Annotated in this window: 16 protein-coding genes and 1 pseudogene; 5 read left to right on the top strand and 12 right to left on the bottom strand. The window is 73.7% G+C overall.

Annotation, left to right across the window (positions count from 1 at the left end):
• Positions 1-53: 53 nt before the first annotated feature.
• From BS83_RS30090 to BS83_RS30060, 7 genes are all read right to left on the bottom strand, one after another.
• Positions 54-3,392, bottom strand: coding sequence for a non-ribosomal peptide synthetase (locus tag BS83_RS30090; protein WP_051944335.1), 3,339 nt, complete (start codon positions 3,390-3,392; stop codon positions 54-56).
• 90 nt (positions 3,393-3,482) lie between these two features.
• Positions 3,483-4,739, bottom strand: a complete 1,257-nt coding sequence (locus BS83_RS30085; protein ID WP_037606578.1) for an aminotransferase class III-fold pyridoxal phosphate-dependent enzyme — start codon at positions 4,737-4,739, stop codon at positions 3,483-3,485.
• A gap of 125 nt (positions 4,740-4,864) precedes the next feature.
• Positions 4,865-6,283, bottom strand: a complete 1,419-nt coding sequence (locus tag BS83_RS46725; protein ID WP_037606576.1) for a helix-turn-helix domain-containing protein — start codon at positions 6,281-6,283, stop codon at positions 4,865-4,867.
• Positions 6,280-7,041, bottom strand: coding sequence for a thioesterase II family protein (locus tag BS83_RS30075; protein WP_037606574.1), 762 nt, complete (start codon positions 7,039-7,041; stop codon positions 6,280-6,282). Before BS83_RS30075 ends, BS83_RS46725 begins: the two co-directional genes overlap by 4 nt.
• Positions 7,042-7,471: 430 nt before the next feature.
• The gene (locus BS83_RS30070) at positions 7,472-8,803 is read right to left on the bottom strand and encodes an MAB_1171c family putative transporter (protein ID WP_037606572.1); all 1,332 of its coding nucleotides are present in this window, start codon (positions 8,801-8,803) and stop codon (positions 7,472-7,474) included.
• Entirely contained in the window at positions 8,796-9,371 is a 576-nt protein-coding gene (locus tag BS83_RS30065; protein WP_198035328.1) for a ParH-like protein, read from the bottom strand. Before BS83_RS30065 ends, BS83_RS30070 begins: the two co-directional genes overlap by 8 nt.
• Positions 9,372-9,466: 95 nt before the next feature.
• The gene (locus BS83_RS30060) at positions 9,467-9,898 is read right to left on the bottom strand and encodes a helix-turn-helix domain-containing protein (protein ID WP_037610144.1); all 432 of its coding nucleotides are present in this window, start codon (positions 9,896-9,898) and stop codon (positions 9,467-9,469) included.
• Between the two features lie 311 nt (positions 9,899-10,209).
• Between BS83_RS30060 and BS83_RS47915 the strand changes: the two are divergent.
• A pseudogene (locus tag BS83_RS47915) lies at positions 10,210-10,695 on the top strand (carbohydrate binding domain-containing protein); the annotation flags it as partial.
• Positions 10,696-10,785: 90 nt separating this feature from the next.
• Complete coding sequence (locus BS83_RS47910; protein WP_232248762.1) at positions 10,786-11,847, top strand: chitinase; 1,062 nt, start codon at positions 10,786-10,788, stop codon at positions 11,845-11,847.
• A gap of 60 nt (positions 11,848-11,907) precedes the next feature.
• Here the strand turns inward: BS83_RS47910 and BS83_RS30050 are convergent, their stop codons facing one another.
• On the bottom strand, positions 11,908-12,447 hold the full coding sequence (locus tag BS83_RS30050) for a hypothetical protein (RefSeq protein ID WP_037606569.1): 540 nt from the start codon (positions 12,445-12,447) through the stop codon (positions 11,908-11,910).
• Between the two features lie 10 nt (positions 12,448-12,457).
• Complete coding sequence (locus tag BS83_RS30045; protein WP_037610143.1) at positions 12,458-13,381, bottom strand: 5'-3' exonuclease; 924 nt, start codon at positions 13,379-13,381, stop codon at positions 12,458-12,460.
• Between the two features lie 225 nt (positions 13,382-13,606).
• On the opposite strand from BS83_RS30045, the gene BS83_RS30040 reads away from it, so the two are divergent.
• A complete protein-coding gene (locus tag BS83_RS30040; protein WP_037606568.1) occupies positions 13,607-14,518 on the top strand; it encodes an oxidoreductase in 912 nt (303 codons plus the stop codon).
• A gap of 43 nt (positions 14,519-14,561) precedes the next feature.
• Here the strand turns inward: BS83_RS30040 and BS83_RS30035 are convergent, their stop codons facing one another.
• The 3 genes from BS83_RS30035 to BS83_RS30025 all read right to left on the bottom strand — a co-directional run bounded on the left by BS83_RS30035 (position 14,562) and on the right by BS83_RS30025 (position 18,312).
• Positions 14,562-16,619, bottom strand: a complete 2,058-nt coding sequence (locus tag BS83_RS30035; RefSeq protein ID WP_037606566.1) for a S9 family peptidase — start codon at positions 16,617-16,619, stop codon at positions 14,562-14,564.
• 84 nt (positions 16,620-16,703) lie between these two features.
• On the bottom strand, positions 16,704-17,426 hold the full coding sequence (locus BS83_RS30030; RefSeq protein WP_037606564.1) for a gamma-glutamyl-gamma-aminobutyrate hydrolase family protein: 723 nt from the start codon (positions 17,424-17,426) through the stop codon (positions 16,704-16,706).
• A 97-nt stretch (positions 17,427-17,523) separates the two neighbouring features.
• Positions 17,524-18,312, bottom strand: coding sequence for a FadR/GntR family transcriptional regulator (locus BS83_RS30025; protein ID WP_084714318.1), 789 nt, complete (start codon positions 18,310-18,312; stop codon positions 17,524-17,526).
• 82 nt (positions 18,313-18,394) lie between these two features.
• Here BS83_RS30025 and BS83_RS30020 point away from each other — a divergent pair, with 82 nt between their 5' ends.
• Positions 18,395-19,768 carry a glutamine synthetase family protein gene (locus BS83_RS30020; RefSeq protein ID WP_037606562.1) on the top strand — a complete coding sequence of 458 codons (1,374 nt, stop codon included), beginning with the start codon at positions 18,395-18,397 and terminating at the stop codon, positions 19,766-19,768.
• Between the two features lie 8 nt (positions 19,769-19,776).
• A complete protein-coding gene (locus tag BS83_RS30015) occupies positions 19,777-21,180 on the top strand; it encodes an aldehyde dehydrogenase family protein (protein ID WP_051944333.1) in 1,404 nt (467 codons plus the stop codon).
• The last annotated feature ends 6 nt before the right edge of the window (positions 21,181-21,186 follow it).

Genomic DNA, 21,186 nt, shown 5'->3' with positions numbered 1-21,186 from the left:
TGGAAAGGAGGGGCGGGGGTGTCGTCACCCCGCCCCTCCTTCGTCTGTGCGGCTCAGCCGGAGTGCGCATCCCCCGCGTACTGCTGCAGTTGCCCGGCGAAGGCGTCCAGCAGGCGCCGGGCGAACGCCCTGTCGACCCTGGCCGGCTGGTACTCCACCAGCAGCCGCGCGCTGCCGTCGGCGCCCGGCCAGACCTCGGCGAAGAGCTCGGCGGGCACGCCGGGGTAGGAGTGGGCGGCCCCCTCGGGCCACAGCCCGGCGACGATCCCGTCCGGCACCTCGGGGTAGAGCGGCATGACGATCTCGGCGGCCACGTCGCCGAGATCCAGCACCGGCGTCCTGGTGTCCTGGAAGGCGAGCATCACCTGGGCCAGCGGTGCGCGCGGGCCGTCCACCGGACGCCCGAGCAGGGCGATGATCTCCGGCAGCGAGAGGTCCTGCGCCGCGAACGCCCCTGCCACGACGGCAGCCGTCTCGGCCACCGCCGCTTCGGTCGCCGCCTCCGTGCGCGGGCGCAGCCGCAGGCAGACCGGGTTGATCAGGCAGTTGACCGCGTTGTCCACGGCGGCGTCGCCGCGCAGGTTGACGGGTGTCACCACGCCGAAGTCGCGCTGACCGGTGAGCGCGGCGAGGGCCGCGCCGAAGGCGGCCAGGTGGACGACATAGGCACTGGCGCCGGTGCGGGCCGCGAGTGCGGTCAGCCCGCGCACCGTGTCCGCGTCGATCCTGCCCGCGACCACGGCGGCCCCGGGCCCGCCCGGCTCCGTCGCGGCCGCGTCGGGGAGCGCGTCGGCGGGCAGGGTCAGGTCGGGGATGCCGTCCAGGGCGTTCTGCCAGTGCCGCTCCTGCTCCGCCCGGTCGACGTAGGCGAGCTGTGCCCGCCTGGCCCGGGCGACCGCGGCCGGGTCGGGCGCTTCGGGCAGGTCCGGCTCGCCGCCCGCGCGCAGCGCCCGGTAGGCGGCGCCGAGGTCGTGCGCGAGCACCGCGACGGAGGTGCCGTCGAAGGCGATGTGGTGCGCGGCCAGGCCGACGAAGGTGACCGGCGTCTGGCGCACCGCGACGAAGACGGCCTGCCAGACGTAGCCGGTCTCCAGCCGGAACGGGCGACCGAGTTCCCTGGCCAGCGCCGTGTGGGCCTCGGCCTCGGTGTCCACGATCAGCTCCCGCATCGGCGGCGCGGGCGCGTCGCCGGGCACCAGGACCGGGGTGACGTCCAGGACGTAGCGGCTGCCCAGCGCCCGGTGCCTGCGGTGCACGTGCTCGACGGCCGCGCGCAGCACCCGGCGGTTCGGCCGGCCGGCGATCCGCCAGGCCCCCACGCAGTGCTGGGTGACGTCGTCCGGCGCGGCCAGGTGCTCGATCAGGAAGTACCGCTGCAGCGGCGTCAGTTCGACGGCGAGCTGGTCGGCGTCGCCGGACGGCTGCTCCGGCTGCTCGGGGGAGGCGGTCCCGGCCAGCCAGTCGGCGAGCGCACGGACCGACGGGGTGCGGAACAGCTGCGAGACCGGAAGCGTCCGGCCCAGGGCCTGGCCGATCCGGGCGGCGGCCCGGCCCGCGTCCAGCGAGGTGCCGCCGAGCAGGGCCAGCGTGGCGTCGGCGGCCACTGCGGCCGGGTGTCGTCCGGTCAGTTCGGCGAAGACACGGGCGACCAGCGCGGGAAGCGGCTGCGCCGGCAGCTCCAGGTCCTCCTCGGCGACCTCGCCGGGCGCGCTCGCTTCGGCCCTGCTCGCTCCGGTCGATGCCTGGGCCCGTGCGTCCGTCGGCAGTTGGGCCAGCAGGGCCGCGGTGTCGAGCTTGCCGTTGGCGTTCAGCGGGATCTCGGGGACCTCCACCAGGGAGGCGGGCAGCAGGTAGGCGGGGACCAGGGTGCGCAGCCGGGAGAGCAGCCCGGCCGTGTCGAGCCGTTCCGCGCCGCCCGCCCCAGCCGTGGCGGTGGCGTCGGCGTCGGCGTCGGGGGTGACGAAGGCCAGCAGGCCGGTGCAGGCGCCGTCGGCGGCGAGTGCGGGCAGCACGACGCAGCGGGCGACACCGGGCAGCCGCCGGATGACGGCCTCGACCTCCTCGGGTTCGATCCGGTGGCCGCGGATCTTCACCTGACGGTCGATCCGCCCGCGGTAGTGCAGCAGCCCCTCGGCGTCGCGGAGCCCCAGATCGCCGCTGCGGTAGACCCGCACGCGCCGCCCCTCCAGCTCCAGCACCGGGAACTTCTCCGCGGTCAGCTCGGGCTGCCCGAGATACTCGACGGCCAGACCGGTGCCGGCGAAGCAGAGTTCGCCGACGGTCCCGTCCGGGCACTCCCGGCCCTCGGGGTCCAGGACGTGCACGGTCGTGCCCGGCACCGGCACCCCGATGGGGATGCCGCCGGGGATCCCGCAGTCCTCCGGGCGGATCCGGTGGGTGCTGGCGAAGACCGTGTTCTCCACCGGTCCGTAGCCGTTGACCAGGGCGATCCCTGGATGGGCGGCGAGGAACGCGGCCACGTGCGGCGGTGAGAGCCGCTCGCCGCCGACCATCACCGTCTTCAGCCCGGTGAAGCAGTCGGGCTCCTCGTCCACGAGCATGTTGAACAGCGAGGTCGTGGTCCACACCCAGGTGAGGCCCTCGTCGCGGATCAGCGCCCGCAGCGAGGGACCGGTCAGGTAGGGCTCGTCGCTGACGACCAGCCGCCCGCCGGTCAGCAGCGGCGCCCACAGCTCCAGGCTGAACAGGTCCCAGGGCATCGCCGCCGCAAGCGAGGTGACCGATCCCGGGCCGGTCTCGGCGAAGCCGTCGGGCGTCACCAGCCGGACACTGCCGCTGTGCGGGGAGACCGCGCCCTTGGGGCGGCCGGTGCTGCCCGAGGTGAAGTAGACGCACGCGGGATCCGCAGGGGAGACCTCGCGCTCGGCCACGAACGCGGGGCCGGCGGGGGCTGGCTCCTTCGCCGGGGACCACACCGGCACGTCGAGCGGGAAGTCCTGGGGCAGCGGGGTGTCGGTCACGAAGAGGCGGGCGCAGGTCTGCCGCAGCACGTCGGCGACCCGCTCGTCGGGCCAGGCCGGGTCGAGCAGCGAGTAGGCCGCTCCGGACTTGAGCACCCCGAGCACCACGACCACCAGGGCCGTCGATCGGCTCAGCCGGACCGGGACGATGCTGCCCGGTCCGGCCCCCATCGACGCCAGCCGCCGGGCCGCGTCGTCGGACCGCCGGTCGAGCTCGCGGTAGTCGAGGGACTCTCCGGCGTGCACCAGCGCGACGCTGTCGGGCGTGCGCCGGGCCTGGGCGCGCAGGGCCTGGTGGATCGTCGATCCGGCGCCGGGGACGACCCCGGAGCTCCCGGCCGACGGGCCGCGTTCGAGCACCGGCGCGGTCGGCTCGGCGCTGATGGCGGCGGATGCGGCAGAGGCGGGCATGGGTCTCGTCCTCCGTGCGGATCGGTGCGGATCGGTTCTCCGCGCGGGTTCGGTTCTCCGCGCGGGTTCGGTTCTGTGCGCCGGCGCGGCTCAGCGGGCCGCGGTGCGCCGTGCCACCGAGGCCAGGACGGTGTCCAGGATTCCCATCGCGCGGTCGAGCTGTTCGTCCGTGACGACGACAGGGGGCAGGATCCGCAGCACGGTCGGCTCGCTCAGGCAGGGCGCGAGCAGCAGGCCGCGGCGTCCCGCCTCCATGAGGGCCAGGCTGGAGCAGGAGCGGTCGGCCAGCTCCAGCGCGCCGAAGAGGCCGAGGGTGCGTCCTTCGGCGACCACCCCCGGGTGCTGGGCGGCCAGCAGGGCTACTCCCTCGGCCAGCCGCCTGCCCACCCGGGCGAAGTCGTCCAGGTGCGCGTCCAGCAGGTCCAGGGCGGCGAGACCGGCCGCGCAGGAGGCGGGGTGGCCGCTGAAGGTGGAGGTGTGCAGGAACGGGTCGGCCAGCAGCGGCGCGTAGAGCCGCTCGCTGCACAGGGCCGCGGACAGCGGCAGGACGCCGCCGCCCAGCGGCTTGCCGAACAGCACCGCGTCCGCGTCCATGCCGACGGACTCCGACACCGAGACGGGACCGCACCGGCGCAGGCCGCACTGGATCTCGTCGGCGATGACGAACGCGCCGACCCTGCGGGCGTCCTCGGCCCACTGGCGCAGCAGCGCCGGAGGCAGCGGACGACCGCCGCCCTCGCCCTGCACCGGTTCGACGATCAGCGCGGCGAAGGGGCGTTCCTGTGCCGCCCGCCGTACCGCGTCCGGTTCCAGGGGCAGATGCCGGACGTCGCCGAGGAACCCGGCGAAGGGGGTGCGGCGTTCGCCGTCGGCGGTGAGGGCCAGCGCGCCCATGCTCTTGCCGTGGAACGCGCCCTGCGCGGCCAGCACGGAGGTGGTGCCGGTGGCGGCGATGGACAGCTTCAGCACGGCCTCGACGACGTCGGAGCCGGTCAGTCCGAGCCAGATCCGGCGCAGCCGCTCCGGGGCGACCAGCCCGGCCAGCCTGCTCGCCAGCGCGGCCGTCACCGGGTTGGCGACCAGCCGGGTGGAGGTGGGCATGGTGTCCAGGGCCCGGTGGACCGCGTCGACGACCTCGGGGGGCCGGTGGCCGAACAGGGTCACCGCGTAGCTGCCGAAGTCCAGCAGCGTCCGGCCGTTGCTGAGGCGCACCTCGGCGCCCTCGGCGGACTCCTCCGTGCCGCCCGCGCCGAGCAGCCGATGCAGGTCGGTGATGCCGGGAACGAGATGGCTCGCGGCAGCGCGGATCAGCTCGGCGGCGCCGGGAACGGCGAGAGTCTCGGTCATACCCGTAGTACGCCACACCGTGCTCGGGAGGAGACAGGCAAAGCACCAGCAACAAGCGGTGCCGGTCCTGCCGCAGGCGGCAGGACCGGCAACTGTGAAGCTGCCGGGCGGACGTGACGCCACGCTCAGGGGCAGCTGGGCACCAGACCGGCGGGGGTCCTCGGCTCCACGCGACTGCGGTGCCGGACGAAGGCCCGGACATGGCGCAGCATCCGGTACTCGTACCGGGCGCCCCGGCTGACCTGGAGCAGCGACGCGTCGGCGAGCCCGGCCAGCAGCCCGACCGCCTCGCTGTGGCTGACTCCGGGCTCCAGCGCGGCGAGGTCGCCGGCGTCGCTGAAGACCGGCCGGTCGTGCTCGGCCATCCGCACCAGGAACCGTCGCTGACTCTCCGTCAGTGGTACCCAGCTCCACTCCAGACTGTCCCTGAGCGACCGCTGGTGCGGCAGTGCGGAGAAGTCGGGGAAGCCCAGCAGCTCCACGACGTGCTCCAGCGAGAGCAGCGCGGTGATCGGGACGTTGCGCAGCCAGTAGGCGGCGAACTCGATGAGCCGCGGGACGTGGTCCAGCTCCTTGCAGAGCTCGGTGACCAGGTCCGGTGAGTCCGACATCCCGCTGGTGACAGAGTCCGAGGCCAGCCGGGAGCAGATGAGCTGCACCGAGTGCTCGGGACTGAGCGGCTCGATCTCCAGGACCAGGGCCTCGGGGACGGCCGGCCGGCGGCGGGTGGTGATGATCAGCCGCAGGTCGGGCCAGGCCTCGCGCAGATGCTCCACCAGCAGGGCGGTCAGCTGCGGCAGGTGTTCCGCGGTGTCCAGCACCAGCAGTGTGGCGAGGCCCCCGCGGGGCTGGCGTTCGGCGCCCAGCGCCTCGGCGACGGCCTGCTGGGCGGCGGAGAGCACGGTGGGCCCCTCGCCGCCGTTGACCGCCGCGGCGGCGGCGATCCTGCCGAGCTGCGCCACGGCCACCCCGCCGGGGAACGCGCCGGCGGTGCGGCGTGCCGCCTCGAGCGCCAGGCGGGTCTTGCCGATGCCGCCCGGGCCGGTCAGGACGGTGACGGCGGCGCTGCCCACCGCCTCGGTCAGTCTGCGCAGCTCCCGTTCCCTGCCGATCAGCGGGGTGCGGGGCGGCTGCGGGCCGCGCCAGGCCGCGAAGGATCCGGTCAGTGCCACGGAGGTGGGGCGCAGGCCGGGGCCCTTGATCGGGGCCGGGTCGCGTTCCGGCCGCCCGGCGCGTCCGAGCGGGGCGCCGGCCGGTGCGGAGCCGCCGGCTGCGGCGCCGGGGGTGGGGTTCTCGGCGACGGGCGGGAGGTCGGCCGCGGGGTCGGAGCCGAGCTCGTCCCTGGTCCCGCCGATCCGTGCCAGGCTCCGCAGCTCAGGGTCGAGCACGGACAGCAGCAGGTCCAGTGAGCTGCGGCGCGGGGTGTGGATGCGCCCGCACTCCAGGTTGCGGATGGTCCGGACGCTGATGCCGGAGCGCTCGGAGAGCTCCTCCTGCGTCCATCCACGCTGGATGCGCAGCGAGAGCAGCAGGTCGTTCCTCATCTCCGCGGCTCCGAGCGGAGCACCGACCGGATCAGCGCGGTCACCCCGGGCAGGTTCTCGTCGAGGTAGAAGTGGCCGCCGGGGAACTCGTGGCAGGCGAAGGGGCCGGAGGTGAAGTCGGCCCACGGCTTCACGTCGGCGACCGACACCCGCACGTCCGCCGTCCCCACCATGCCGACGACCGGGCAGGCCAGCGCGGGGCGCGGCCCGTCGTAGACGTAGCGCTGCACCGCCCCGTAGTCGGCGCGCAGGGCCGGCAGCAGCAGCGCCAGCAGGCGCGGGTCCGTCAGCACGTCGCCGGTGGTGCCGCCCAGCCGGCGCAGATCGGCCAGCAGCGCCTGGTCGTCGAGCAGCCTGCCGCCCAGATGCGGTGGCGCGTCCGGCGCGATCCGGCCGGAGGCGAAGAACGCGACGGGGCCGGTGCCGGACGCTTCCAGCAGCCGGGCCGCCTCGAAGGCGACGGTCGCGCCCATGCTGTGCCCGAGCAGCGCGTACGGCCGGTCGGGGCCGACGCCGAGCCTGCGGATCTCGGCGGCGACCAGCGCGCCGACTTCGGGCAGGCTGTCCAGGCACGGCTCGCCCAGCCGGTCCTGCCGCCCGGGATACTGCACGCCGTAGGCCTGGACGTCCGGCGCCAGGGCCCGTGACAGGTCGCGGAACGCCGACGCGCCGCCACCGGCGTGCGCGAAGCAGAACAGTCGCACGCCGCCATCGGTCCGGCTGAACCGATGGAACCACGGTCCAAGATCCTCTGCCATGTCTCACACCCCCATACCGGACGACGGCGTGGAACACGGTTGTCCGTCGCACACCGGTACGTCGTCAACTCTTCCCGGACACGCGTGTCTTCCCGGACACGCATGGACCCGACCGTGCGCGGGTCCGCCGGTTGGAACGCCTTCCCTGGGCGTCTCAGGCGATGTGCGGTCCGGTCGTCGGTGACACCGCGGCTGCGCCGTGTCCACCTGACCGGGTGGCGACCGGCCGTCGGCCGTCGTCGCTCCTCAGCGCGGGCATGCGTCCCCCCTTGGATCGAGCCCGAAACACGCGTCGACAGCTGAAATGAAGACAAGCTGGCTGATATTCATGTCAGCTGACGCGCGTCAGCCTGCACTGCTTGGTGATCCACCGTCAAGCACCATGATTCGGTCGCCGGTTGACCGAAATCAGCCCCGACGGCCGGTTCGTCTACGTTGCATCGCTTCGTCGGGCCCACAGCCGCGCGGGGCCCGCCTCGGTGGTTCCCGGCTCTGTGCCCGGCTCGCCTCCCGGTCCGGTCGGCGGCTCGGCCAGCAGCTCGGCCCGCACACGCTCCCGCACGGCCGAGACGGCGGGCGAGGACCGGAAGGCCTGGGCGACCCCGGCCAGTCGGGTGACCTCTCCGGCGACGCCCTGGGACGTCGGCGGGACGACGCCCTGCATCCCGGGGCCGTCGGGGAAGCGCCGCCCCAGCGCCGCCGCCTCCAGGGCCGCCGCCAGGAAGGCCGCTTCGGCGGCGCTCCCGCGCTCGTGCTCCGGCAGCGGCGCGGTCGCCAGGGCGACCCAGCCGGGAACCCCCGGATGCACACACACGCCGAGGGCGAGCTGACCGTCGCGGATCTCGATGACCCGCCGGTACCGGGTGAACAACGCGTCGCCGCCGGCGGGCCCCGGAGCGCCGTTCGCGGCGGACCCGGCCCGGGTGCGCAGTTCGACGGCGGGCAGCGCCGCGGCGACGGCCTCCCAGAGCGGGGCGAGCCTGGCGCAGTCCCGGCGGGCCCGTCGGCGCCCGATCCGGCGGCCGATCGGGCCCGCCCAGGTCGACGCGGTGCCCCCGGAGAATCCCAGGGACACGCAGACGGCGGCCGAGACCGCCGACAGGGTGCTCTCGGCGCCGTCCTCGGTGCCGCGGGCCAGCACGGAGGCGATGTCGGTGAGGTTGTCCGAGGTCCACACCAGGCCGGCCAGGGCAGCTGCCGCCATGAGCAGCAGGCCGAGGCGCAGGACGCCGGGCCCCGCGTACCCGGCGGCACGCACCATGAGCGTGCCGAACACGGCCAGGCACCAGACGCAGTGGAGGGTGAACAGCACGATGTACGCCACCAGCGCTCCGCGCCCGGAGCCGTCGACGACCACCGTGTCCCCGGACCGGGTCGGACCGGCCGTGAGGAACGCGGCGACCTCGGCCAGGCAGACCAGCGCGGTCAGCGCCGCCTGCCGCCGGGCCGACCGGCGGGCGACCGGCTCGGGCAGGGTCCAGTACGCGGACGTGGCCAGCGCGCCGACCGCGACGACCTTCAGCTGGTCGGCCGCGAGCACGAGCAGGCTGAGGTCGGACAGCGGCAGCACCCGCGCGGCGAGTTGGGCGCTGACCGGGGCGGTGAGCGCCAGGGCCGTACCGAGCAGCGCCCCGAAGAGGTAGCCGTGGCGCAGGATGGGGTCGGAGCGCCGGCCGCGGTCCAGCCACAGCTTCCCCGCCGTCCCGGCCAGGCTGACCAGGCAGGCGAGGTAGGCGGCGACGTCCGCGACGAGGTCATCCATCGGGTGTGGGACGGCGTCGGAGCGGGCGGCCGAAGACGTGTCCGAGCCGCAGCACGCGACCGGCCAGCGGGCCGGGACGCGCTTCGGCCGACGGCCGGTGCACGGCCCGCTGGAGCGCGAGCGTGGCGATCAGCTCGGCCTCCCGCTCCTCGTGCTCGTCGTAGGCCGTCCGGCCGAGCACGCGGCTCACCAGCTCGTCGCTGAGCTGTGTCGTCAGGCTGCGGGCGACGGCGTCCGCCGAGCCCGACCCCCCGGCGTGCTCGCACAGCAGGTGACCGATCTCGTGCAGCACGATGTGCTGCTGGTGCAGGACCGTGGTGGCCAGCGGATAACCGATGTAGTCGGCGCGGTCGGTGCTCACCAGCACCCCGCAGGCGGACTGGCGCGCGCCGGACAGCGGCACCAGCTCGATCGGCCGGCCGCGCCGCGCGGCCAGTGCGTCGACCAGGACCTGTACGTCGAACGGCTCGGGCAGCGGTAAGGCGTCGGCGATCCGACGACTGCGCCCCCACAGTTCCCGCTCCGCGCCGTCCGGCTCGCGCACGTTCTTCCCCTCGGCCGACCCCACCCGAGCAGGAATCCTACGAGTGCTCCGCTTCTGCGGGAAGCCACCCGTTTGCCCGAAATCAGTCAGGCTGCGCGGAGCATGGCGTGATCGGCCCGCTACTCGCGGGTCTCCTTCGCGTTCGCCTCGCGCCTGGCGATCACCTCGATCATGTCGCTGATCGTGCCAAGCCCCTCGGGGGACAGCGTCACGGCGCGCAGGGCGAGTTCGCGCACCCCCGCGTCCCTGAGCGCGCCCAGCAGGGTCAGCTCCTCGCCGATCCTGGCGCTCTGCCTGTCGTCGAAGAAGTACGCCGGCGGCACCTGGAAGAACCCCGCAAGGGCCTCCAGGTGACGCTTCGTCGGATTGTCCCGCCGCCCCGTCCGGAGCTGCCAGAGATAGGTCGCGGAGAAGGTGTCGCCGGTCGCCTCGCGGCAGGCGCGGGCCACCTCCTCGTGGCTGTACTGCTCCCGGTCCGGTCGTCGGACCACGTCGAACAGCTTGTCTATCCTTGCGGCGAGAGTCGAGCTCTCGGGCCCGGTCGCGGACATGCTCACCTCTCCGGAGCGCCCGACCGACCGCGTGGCGCCCTGACCGGCACGCGCGGAGATGAACAGTCAGCGTCCTGTGCGCTCATCCTAGTTGGTCCACACCACAGGGATCGTTGGCTTGTGCCGAGCATCACTCCTGCGGTACGCGGGGCCTCCTCGATCGCTATTGGTCCAGACCTATTGACGGGTCCCGCCGCCGCTTCTACGATCCGGCTCGGCATAGCCCCACATATCCCACCTCACCCGGAGCCGGGCGTCGCACCCCCACGTGCTGGTCATGGCCATGGCGCTCGGCGGGAAGGGAGCACAGCATGTTCCGTCGGAGGTCGCGCACGGCCCGCCCGAGGAGGGCGGTCGTGGAACGCGCATCGCAGTCGAACCCGAGCAGCCGCGCCGGGCACGGATCGATCCCGCTGCGGCGTTCGCTCGCCGCCGTGAGCGCCGCCGTCGTCGTCGGCGCCGGCCTTCTCGTGGCCGGCTCCGTCAGCGCCGGTGCCGCGGTCGCCAACCTGGTGGCCGACCCTGGATTCGAGAACGGCCTCACCGGCTGGACCTGTTCGGCCGGTTCGGGCACGGTCGTCGGCAGTCCGGTCCACTCCGGCACGTCGGCGCTCAAGGCCACACCGGTCGGCCAGGACGACGCCCAGTGCACCCAGACCATCAGCGTGCAGCCCAACTCCCAGTACACGCTGAGCGCCTACGTCCAGGGCAGCTACGTCTACGTGGGCGCGACCGGCACCGGGGGCAGCAGCGACCCGTCCACCTGGACGCCGGGCAACGCGTCGTACGGGCAGCTCAGCGTCGCCTTCACCACCGGGGCGAGCACCACCTCGGTGACCGTCTACCTGCACGGCTGGTACGGCCAGCCCACGTACTACGCGGACGACGTGTCGCTCACCGGCCCCGGCGGCAGCGGCAGCGGCAGCCCCAGCCCGACGCCCACCACCGCGCCGCCGACCACGGCTCCGCCCACGACGACACCGCCGGGCGGCGAGACCTGCGCCACGAAGCCGAGGCCGGCCGGCAAGGTCCTCCAGGGCTACTGGGAGAACTGGGACGGCGCCGCCAACGGCGTGCACCCGGGGCTGGGCTGGATCCCCATCACCGACAGCCGGATCGCCGCGCACGGCTACAACGTCGTCAACGCCGCCTTCCCGGTGATCCTCTCCGACGGCACCGTCGAGTGGCAGGACGGCATGGACACCAACGTGAAGGTGGCCACGCCCGCCGAGATGTGCCAGGCCAAGGCGGCCGGGGAAACCATCCTGATGTCGATCGGCGGGGCCGCCGCCGGCATCGACCTGAGCTCCAGCGCCGTCGCGGACCGGTTCGTGGCGACCGTCGTCCCGATCCTGAAGAAGTACAACTTCGACGGCATCGACATCGACATCGAGACCGGGCTCACCGGCAGCGGGAACATCAACACGCTCTCCACCTCCCAGGCCAACCTGGAGCGCATCATCGACGGCGTGCTGTCCCAGATGCCCGCCGGTTTCGGTCTGACGATGGCCCCTGAGACGGCCTACGTCACCGGCGGAAGCGTCACCTACGGGTCCATCTGGGGCGCCGACCTGCCGATCGTCAAGAAGTACGCCGACAACGGTCAGCTGTGGTGGCTGAACATGCAGTACTACAACGGCAGCATGTACGGCTGCTCCGGCGACTCCTACCAGGCCGGCACGGTCCAGGGCTTCACCGCGCAGACCACCTGCCTCAACAACGGCCTGGTCGTCCAGGGCACCACGATCAAGGTGCCCTACGACAAGCAGGTCCCCGGCCTGCCGGCCCAGTCCGGCGCGGGCGGCGGCTACATGGCGCCGAGCCTGGTCGGCCAGTCCTGGAACGCCTTCGGCGGCGCGCTGAAGGGCCTGATGACCTGGTCCGTCAACTGGGACGGCTCCCTGGGCTGGACTTTCGGCGACAACGTCAAGTCCCTCCAGGGCCGCTGACGCGTCGACACCCCGCCGGAACCGCGACCCGCGCCCGTGACACCGGGCGCGGGTCGTCGGCTACCAGGCCTCGCGGGCGAAGGTCGGGGACGCGTTCCCCCACAGGTCGGTGCCGCTGAAGGGGTTGTGCGGCAGCCGCCCCTGGAACGTGCGGACCAGGAACTCCACGATGCCGCAGTCGTAACGGGTCCACGCCGGTTCGGAGGGGCCGTGGTGTCGGCGACAGACGACGACCCGCCACTCGTCCGGCGCGCCGGTGGTGCTCCAGAACGTGCCGTCGCCGTCGGGGTTGCAGCCCCACCCGTAGAGGCCGCCGTGCACGAGGTACTCCGGCTCGATCCCCTCCCACCCCTCCATCGGCTCGATCGCGCACGGGCCGACTCCGTGGACCTCGCCGGTCGCTCCCTCCGCCACCGGGGGCAGGATCCCGAGGTAGTCCGACACCAATCCCGGTCCGTACCTCTCCATCAGCCAGAGGAAGTCCGAGGGCAGGGGCGTGCCGTACCACCGGGCGATCTCGTCCGGTGCCGGGACGGCCCACGGCTCCGTGGGCGGCACGAGCAGCCGCACGAGCTCGTCCTTCAGCGCTCTCGAGGACATGGGCGGCGGTTCAGCTCGCCGCGCCCGCGTGCGCGAGCGCGTCCAGCACGCGCTGCAGGGAGGTGCCGAGGCCCCAGCGGGCGGAGAGCTCCTCCAGCGCCATCGGGTCCAGCGGCTCGCCTGGGAGGGCGGGGTCGAAGGCGGGGAGGGGGACGTCGGACGCCACCCGGACCACGGTGGGGGCCACGGCGAGGTAGGTCGAGGCGTCCGTGATGCGCTTGCGCTGGGTGGGGGTGAGCTTGGCCGTCGGGTCGACGGCGGCGGCCTGGATGCCGGGGAGGTCGCCGAACTGGGTGATGAGCTTCGCGGCCGTCTTCTCGCCGATGCCGGGCACGCCGGGGAGGCCGTCGCTCGGGTCGCCGCGCAGCGCGGCCATGTCGGCGTACTGGGCGCCGGTGACGCCGTACTTCTCCATGAGGAGTGCGTTGTCCGTGAGCTGGAGCGTGCCCACGCCCTTGAGCGGGTAGAGGATGCGCACGCCGCGTGCGTCGTCGACGAGTTGGAAGAGGTCGCGGTCGCCGGTCACCACGTCGACCGGGCCGGTGTGCCGGGCGGTGAGGGTGCCGATCACGTCGTCGGCCTCGTAGCCCGCGACGCCGACCCTGGCCAGGCCCAGTGCGTCCAGCACGGCGGTGATCACCGGGATCTGCGGGGCCAGCGTGTCCGGGGTCTCCTCCTCGCCGGCCTCGGCGGCGGCCGGGTCCTCGGCGACGCGGTGGGTCTTGTAGCTGGGGATCAGGTCGACCCGCCACTGCGGCCGCCAGTCGGCGTCCATGCAGGCGACCAACTGGTCCGGGGTGTGGTCGGTGACCAGCCGGGCGATGAAGTCGAGCAGCCCGCGCACCGCGTTGACCGGTTCGCCCTGCGGCGAGCGGAGCGAGTCGGGCACGCCGAAGTAGGCGCGGTAGTAGAGGCTCGCGGAATCCAGCAGCATCAGCCTGGGGGCGTCGGCGGCACCGGTGGCGGCGGTTCGGCTCATGGGCCCCATCTTGCCGCACGGCTGTGACAGCACACCGGCCGCCGCGCTTGACAGCGTGACGGCGGCGGGCGCAGGATCGGACCGTTCTCAGTGTTTACAGTGTTCACTTCGAGGCGTGCCGCCGTATGCGCAGCTCGTCGCCTCGTCGCCGACCCCGCTTTCGGAATCCGGAGGGCCACGATGGCCTGGAGCGCAGCCGACGTACCCGACCAGAGCGGCCGCGTGGCCGTCGTCACCGGCGCGAACAGCGGCCTGGGTCTTGAGACCGCGAAGGTGCTCGCCGCGCGCGGGGCCACGGTCGTGCTCGCCTGCCGCGACCCGAAGCGCGCCGAGACGGCCGCCAAGGAGATCGCCGCGCAGGGCGGCAGCACGGAGCTGCTGGCGCTGGACCTGGCCTCCCTGGAGTCGGTCCGTGCCGCGGCCGCCGAGCTGCGCGACCGGCACGAGCGGATCGACCTGCTGATCAACAACGCCGGTGTGATGGTCCCGCCCTACGGCCGGACCGCCGACGGCTTCGAGCTCCAGCTCGGCACCAACCACCTCGGCCACTTCGCCTTCACCGGCCTGGTCCTGGACCGGATCCGCGAGGTGCCCGGCGCCCGGATCGTCGTGCTCGCCAGCCTGGCCCACCAGATGGCCAGGGGCGGGATGAACTTCGAGGACCTGCACTCCGAGCGCGGCTACAACCGGATCACCGCCTACGGCCGGTCGAAACTGGCGAACCTGCTCTTCGCCTACGAGCTGCAGCGCCGGCTGGAGGCCTCGGGAGCGGCCGCCGTCGCGCTCGCCGCCCACCCCGGTTACTCCAGCACCGAGCTGACGCGGCATCTGCCGCGCGTGCTGCAGCCGGCGAACCGGCTGCTGGTCGAGCCCTTCTTCGCCCAGCCCGCCGTCATGGGCGCGCTGCCGACCCTGCGCGCGGCCACCGATCCGCAGGCACGGGGCGCGCAGTACTACGGCCCCTCCGGATTCCGGGAGATGCGCGGCGCACCGGAGCCGACCAGGTCGACCCGCGCCTCCCACGACGCCGCCGCACAGCGTCGGCTGTGGGCGGCGTCGGAGGAGTTGACGGGCGTCAGCTACCCGGTCTGACCGTCCGGCGTCCGGGCGGGGGCGCTCGTGTCAGAGCGCCCCGTCAGACCAGCGCGGGACGGCGCCACTCCTCGCCCAGCACGTGGTGGGCGAGGAAGGCGAACACCGTGCCGTACCAGACCTTGGCGTTGTTGGGCCGCAGCACCCAGTGGCCCTCGTCGGGGAAGTAGAGGAACTTCGCCGGGACCTCGAAGCGCACCAGGTCGTTCCAGAGCGACAGCGCCTCGCCGATCGGCACCCGGTAGTCCTTGTCGCCGTGGACGACCAGCATCGGGGTGCGGATGTTCGCCGCGTGCCGGTGCGGGGAGGAGTCGCGGTAGCGCTCCGGGCGCGTGAGCGGGTCGCCGAAGTGGCGGCGCCAGTAGAACGGGGCGTCGGTGGTGCCGCCGAAGGAGTCCAGGTTCCACAGGCTGGCATGGGTGACGATGGCCTTGAACCGGTCGGTGTGGGTGGCGATCCAGTTGGCCATGTAGCCGCCGAAGGAGCCGCCCATCATGGCGGTCCGCTCCCGGTCGACGTCGTCGCGCTCCAGCGCCGCGTCGGTCAGCGCCAGCACGTCGTGGAACGGCGTGCCGCCCCAGTCGCCCCAGCCGCGCGCGTGCATCTGCTGCCCGTAGCCGGTGGACAGGGCCGGGTCCGGCAGCAGCACCGCGTAACCCGCGGCGGCGGCGACCCACGGGTTCCAACGCCAGGTCCAGGCGTTCCAGCTGCCCTGCGGGCCGCCGTGCACCCAGAGCAGGAACGGGGCAGGCCGCTCGGCGGAGGCGCCCTCGGGCAGCACCAGCCAGGCGCGCAGCGCGGTGCCGTCCTCGGCGGTGGTGTGCACCTCGGTCAGCCGGCCCGGGAGCGTGCCGACGGAGCCGGGGGCGGGCAGGGCGACCGGCTCGCTCTGGTCCGCGCGACGCGCGTCGAGGCGCACCGGGGCGGGCGGGCTGTCGATGCCGTTGCGGAGCGCGTACAGCGTCTCGCCGTCGGGGGAGACCACGACGTCGGTGTAGGCGCCGGAGGCGGTGAGCCGGGTGACCGTGCCGTCGGCGGTGTCGAGGCGGAAGACGGGGGAGTGGCCGCGCTCGTCCGCGACGAAGAAGACGACGGGGGCGCCCTCGACGGGCGAGACGACGGCGGTGAGCGGCCAGTTGTCGAAGTCGGGGAGCAGGTCGTGACCGGTGTCCTGCTCGTCGGTGGCGGAGACCAGCCAGAGCGTGGTGGCCGAGCTCTGCTCCCAGTCGCCCACGCTCTGGCGATGGACGATCACCGAGCGCGAGTCGGCGGTGAAGACCGGCGCGCCGAACTCGGCGTCGGCCGCCTCGATCCGGCGCAGCTGTTTGCCCGTCGCGGCGTCGACGACCACGACGGCGTCGCGGAAGTCGCCGCTCTCCGCGCCGACGAGGACCGAGTAGGCGATCAGCGTGCCGTCGGGGGAGACCGCGGTGGCGGACTCCATCGGGTCGCTGACGCCGCAGTCGACGGCCTGGGCCGCGGCGGCGGTCAGCCCTTCGGTCTCGCCCGCGACGGAGTAGACGTGCGGGATGTCCGGTCCCAGATCCTGGTCCCAGTACCGCACCAGGGAGTTGCCCTCGTGCAGCAGCGCGCTGACCTTGGCCTCCTCGCGGGCGGTGCGCAGCTTCGTGTCCGCCTCGGTGTCCTCGGCGCCCGGGAGCAGGGCCGAGGTGAACGCGAGCCGGTCCGAGGCGCGCGCGGCGACGTAGCCGCCGACGCCGCCGGGGCGGCTGAGCACCCGCTGCGCCTCGCCGCCGCCGGTGGGCAGCGCCCACAGCGCCGCGTCCTTCGCCTCCGGCTCGCCCTTGGCCGGGTCGGCCTCCGGGCGCGCGGACACGAAGAGCAGGGTGCCGTCGGCCCGGAAGGCGGGCGCGGACTCGCCCTTGCCGGACCGGGTGAGCCGGCGGGCCGGCCGGACGCCCTGGGGGTCGAGCTCCCAGAGCGCGGAGATGAACCGGGTGCGGTCCGAGGCGAGTTCGGCGACGGTGGTCACCAGGCGCGACCCGTCCGGCGACAGGGCGAGGCCGGAGACGCGGGGGACAGCGAGGAAGTCATCCAGGTCGTGGAAGAGTGAGGGACGCTGCGTTTCATCGGTTGGCATGCGGTCAGTCTCGCCAAGAGGCACGGTCGCGACCAGGGGATCACGCGTTGTTCGCGCGCAGCGGAGCGGCGTGCCCCTTACCCCTCAGTTCGCGGCCGCCGCGTCCACCAGGGCCCGGGCCAGCCGGAAGTCGTCGCCCTGCTCCGGGTGCCACTGGACCGCGAGCAGGAAGCCGGGGCCCTCGCCCTCCACGGCCTCGACCGTGCCGTCGAAGGCGTGCGCGGAGGCGCGCAGACCGCGGCCGAGCCTGGCGACGCCCTGGTGGTGGTAGGTCGGCACGTCGAGCTTCTCGGTGCCGAGGATCGCCGCGGTCCGGGTGTCGGGCAGCGCGGTGACGGCGTGCCGACCGTAGACGCCGGGGACCGGCGAGTGCTCCAGGCTGCCGTTCAGCAGGTCGGGCAGATGCTGTGTCAGGTCACCGCCGAGGGCGATGTTGAGCAGCTGCATGCCGCGGCAGACGCCGAGCAGCGGCAGTCCGCGGTCGAGTGCGGCGTCGATGCAGGCCAGCTCCCAGGCGTCGCGGACGCGTGACTCGGGGGTGGGGATCTGGGTGTGCGGATGGGCGGGCGCGCCGTAGCGGTCGGGGGCCACGTCCGGGCCGCCCGCGATGATCAGGCCGTCCAGCCGGGCGACGGCCTCCGCCGCGGCGGCGGGGTGGTCGTCCGGCGGCAGCAGCGTCGCGAGGCCGCCGCCCGACTGCACGAACGCGGGGTAGCGGCGCGGCACCAGGTCGGCGGGCGTGTCCCGCCAGACTCCCCAGCTCGCGGGCGCGACGTAGGTGGTGATGCCGATCAGCGGGCGGGGCACGGGCGGACCTCCGGGGTCGGTGTGGCGCGGGTCGGGCTCGGTCGGGTCGGGCTGGCGGGTCGGGTCGGTGGCCGGGAGCGTGGGCGGGGGTGCGTCGTCAGGCGAGGAAGCCGCGGAGCAGGGCCGCCGTGCCGGCGAGGTGCTGGCGCATGGCCGTGCGGGCGCGGTCCTGGTCGCCGGTCAGGATGGCCTCGACCAGTTCCTCGTGCTGGCGCTGCGAGTGGTGCAGGTTGGGCGGGAGCAGCGGTATGCAGTCCAGCAGGTCGTTCACGGTGGCGCGGACCGCCGCGTACTGGGCCGCGACCGACGCGGAGCCGCTGAGCTCGGCGACGGCCAGGTGCAGCAGGGTGTCGAGCCGCCGGTACTCCTCCAGCGACGCGCTGCCGGTGGCGGCGAGCAGCTCGCGCAGCCGCTCGGCCTCGGCGCCGGTCGGCGGGCGCGCCGCGCACAGCTCGGCCGCGCCGACCTCCAGCACCTCACGGAATAGCAGGGTGTCCTCCAGGCGGTCGCCCAGCTCCACGGCGCGGCGGCGCAGCTCCTCGCCGCGGTCGGCGGCGGTCGGCGCGGGGGCCGGGGCCAGCACGAAGGCGCCGCCGTACCGGCCGCGCCGGACCTCCAGCACGCCCGCGTCCTGCAGCACCTTCAGCGCCTCACGCAGCGTCACCCGGCTGATCTGCAGCCGTTCGGCCAGCTCGCGCTCGGGCGGCAGCCGCTCGCCGACCGGGACCAGGCCCAGCCGGACCAGCTGCAGCACCTTCTGCACGGTCTCCTCGAAGGTGTTCCCTGAACGAACGGGACGCAGCACGGCGGCGTACGGGTCGGCGCCTGGGACCGCGTCCGGGTGCGCACCCGCCGCGGCCTCGTCCGACGCGCCATTTTCGATCATGGCACCCCCTTCCCTTCCAATGGTACAAGGCCATACCTTTAAAGCGCCCGACCCGGTCCAGATGCACCCGGAGGCACTACCCATGACTTCACAAGCGCCCGCCCCCCGAGGGCGGCTGACCCTCGACGCGCTGCGCGACCTGGTCGCGTCAGGAGAGATCCACACCGTAGCCCTGGCCTTCACGGACATGCAGGGCAGGCTCCAGGGCAAGCGCTTCGCGGCCGGCCACTTCCTCGACGAGGTCGTCGCACACGGCACCGAGGGCTGCGCCTACCTGCTCGCCGTGGACGTGGAGCTCAACACCGTCGACGGCTACGCCATGGCCTCCTGGGAGAGCGGCTACGGCGACTTCGCCCTGCTCCCCGACTTCGACACGCTGCGCCTGGTGCCCTGGCAGCCCGGTACCGCGCTCGTCACCGCCGACCTGGCCTGGGAGGACGGCTCGCCCGTCGCCGCCTCGCCGCGCCAGATCCTGCGGCAGCAGCTGGACCGCCTCGCCGAGCTGGGTCTGACCGCCTGGGCCGGGACCGAGCTCGAGTTCATCGTCTTCCGCGACACCTACGAGCAGGCCTGGGACCGCGGCTACCGCGGGCTCACCCCGGCCAACCAGTACAACGCCGACTACTCCCTCCTGGCCACCGCCAGGATCGAGCCGCTGCTGGCCCGCATCCGCAACGAGATGGGCGCCGCCGGACTGGTCGTCGAGTCCGCCAAGGGCGAGTGCAACCTCGGCCAGCACGAGATCGCCTTCCGCTACGACCAGGCGCTGACCACCTGCGACCAGCACAGCGTCTACAAGACCGGCGCCAAGGAGATCGCCTCCCAGGAGGGCATGGCGCTCACCTTCATGGCGAAGTACAACGAGCGCGAGGGCAACAGCTGCCACGTCCACCTCTCGCTGCGCGACGCCGAGGGCCGGCCCGCCTTCGCCGACGAGCACGGGCACATGTCCGAACTGATGCGGCACTTCCTCGCCGGTCAGCTCGCGGCGATGCGCGAGCTGACCCTGCTCTACGCCCCCAACATCAACTCCTACAAGCGGTTCCGCCCCGGATCCTTCGCGCCCACCGCCGTCGCCTGGGGGCGTGACAACCGCACCTGCTCGCTCCGCGTCGTGGGGCACGGCCCCTCGCTGCGCTTCGAGAACCGCGCGCCGGGCGGGGACGTCAACCCCTACCTCGCCGTCGCGGGCATGATCGCCGCCGGGCTGCACGGCATAGAGCATCGCCTCGAGCTGCCCGAGGCCTGCGCGGGCAACGCCTACGCGGGCGACTACGCCCACCTGCCGACCACGCTGCGCGAGGCCGCCGAGCTGTGGGCCGCCAGCGATCTGGCCAAGGCCGCCTTCGGCCCCGACGTCGTCCAGCACTACCTGACGATGGCCCAGGTCGAGCAGGACGCCTACGACACCGCCGTCACCGACTGGGAGCGATTCCGCTCCTTCGAGCGCATGTGAGCCGCCCGATGCCCGAACTGCCCGAACTCTCCGAACTCACGGATCTCCCCGACTCCCTGCGGGTGTTGAACCCCGCCACCGAGGAGCTGGTGGCGGAAGTTCCGACCGTTTCACCCGAACAGGTGGACGCGGCGGTCGAACGCGCCGCCAAGGCCCAGCAGGGCTGGGCCGCGCTCGCCCCCGGCGACCGGGCCCGGCTGCTGCGCCGCTTCGCCGACGGCGTCGACGCGCGCCTGGACGAACTCGCCGACCTGGAGGTCGCCGAGGCGGGCCACACCCTCGGCAACGCCCGCTGGGAGGCGGGCAATGCCCGCGACCTGCTCGAGTACGCCGCCGGCGGGGTCGAGCGGCTGATGGGCCGGCAGATCCCGGTCGCCGGCGGCCTGGACGTCACCTTCCACGAGCCGCTCGGCGTCGTCGGCGTCATCGCGCCGTGGAACTTCCCGATGCCGATCGCCGCCTGGGGCTTCGCCCCCGCGCTCGCCGCCGGCAACGCGGTCCTGCTCAAGCCCGCCGAGACCACCCCGCTGACCGCGCAGCTGCTCCAGGAGATCGCCCTGGCCGCCGGGCTCCCCGAAGGCCTCTTCCAGGTGCTGCCGGGTCACGGCCGGATCACCGGGCAGGCGCTGGTCGACCACCCCGGGGTCAGGAAGATCGTCTTCACCGGTTCCACGGCGGTCGGCAAGCAGATCATGTCCCGCTGCGCGTCGCAGCTGAAGCGGGTCACCCTGGAACTCGGCGGCAAGAGCCCGAACATCGTCTTCGCCGACGCCGACCTGCAGCGGGCCGCCGCCGCGGCGCCGATGTCCTTCCTCGACAACAGCGGCCAGGACTGCTGCGCCCGCACCAGGATCCTGGTCCAGCGCGAGGTCTACGACGAGTTCCTGGCCCTGGTCGCCCCCGCGATCGAGGCGGTCAGGGTCGGCGACCCGCGCGACGCGGCGACCGAGATGGGTCCGCTCATCTCCGCCCTCCAGCGCGATCGCGTCCGTTCCTACCTGACGGACGACGTGCCGGTGCTCGCCCGCGGCACCGCACCGGAGGGCCCCGGCTTCTGGCAGGCGCCGACGCTGCTCGCGCCCGAGGATCCCGGCAGCAGGGTGGCCACCGAGGAGATCTTCGGCCCGGTCGCCGTGGTACTGCCCTTCACCGACGAGGCCGACGCGCTGCGTCTGGCCAACGCCACCCGCTACGGCCTGTCCGGCTCGTTGTGGACCCGCGACGTGGGCCGGGCGCTGCGGATGGCCAGGGGTGTCAACGCGGGCAACCTCTCCGTCAACTCGCACAGCTCAGTCCGCTACTGGACGCCCTTCGGCGGCTTCGGCGAGTCGGGCCTGGGCCGCGAGCTGGGCCCGGAGGCCCTCGCGCACTTCACCGAGACCAAGAACGTCTTCATCAGCACCGAGGAGTAGAGAGCC

Source organism: Streptacidiphilus rugosus AM-16 (assembly GCF_000744655.1).
GTDB classification, from domain to species: Bacteria; Actinomycetota; Actinomycetes; order Streptomycetales; family Streptomycetaceae; genus Streptacidiphilus; species Streptacidiphilus rugosus.
This window is presented reverse-complemented; position numbering and strand designations above follow the sequence as displayed.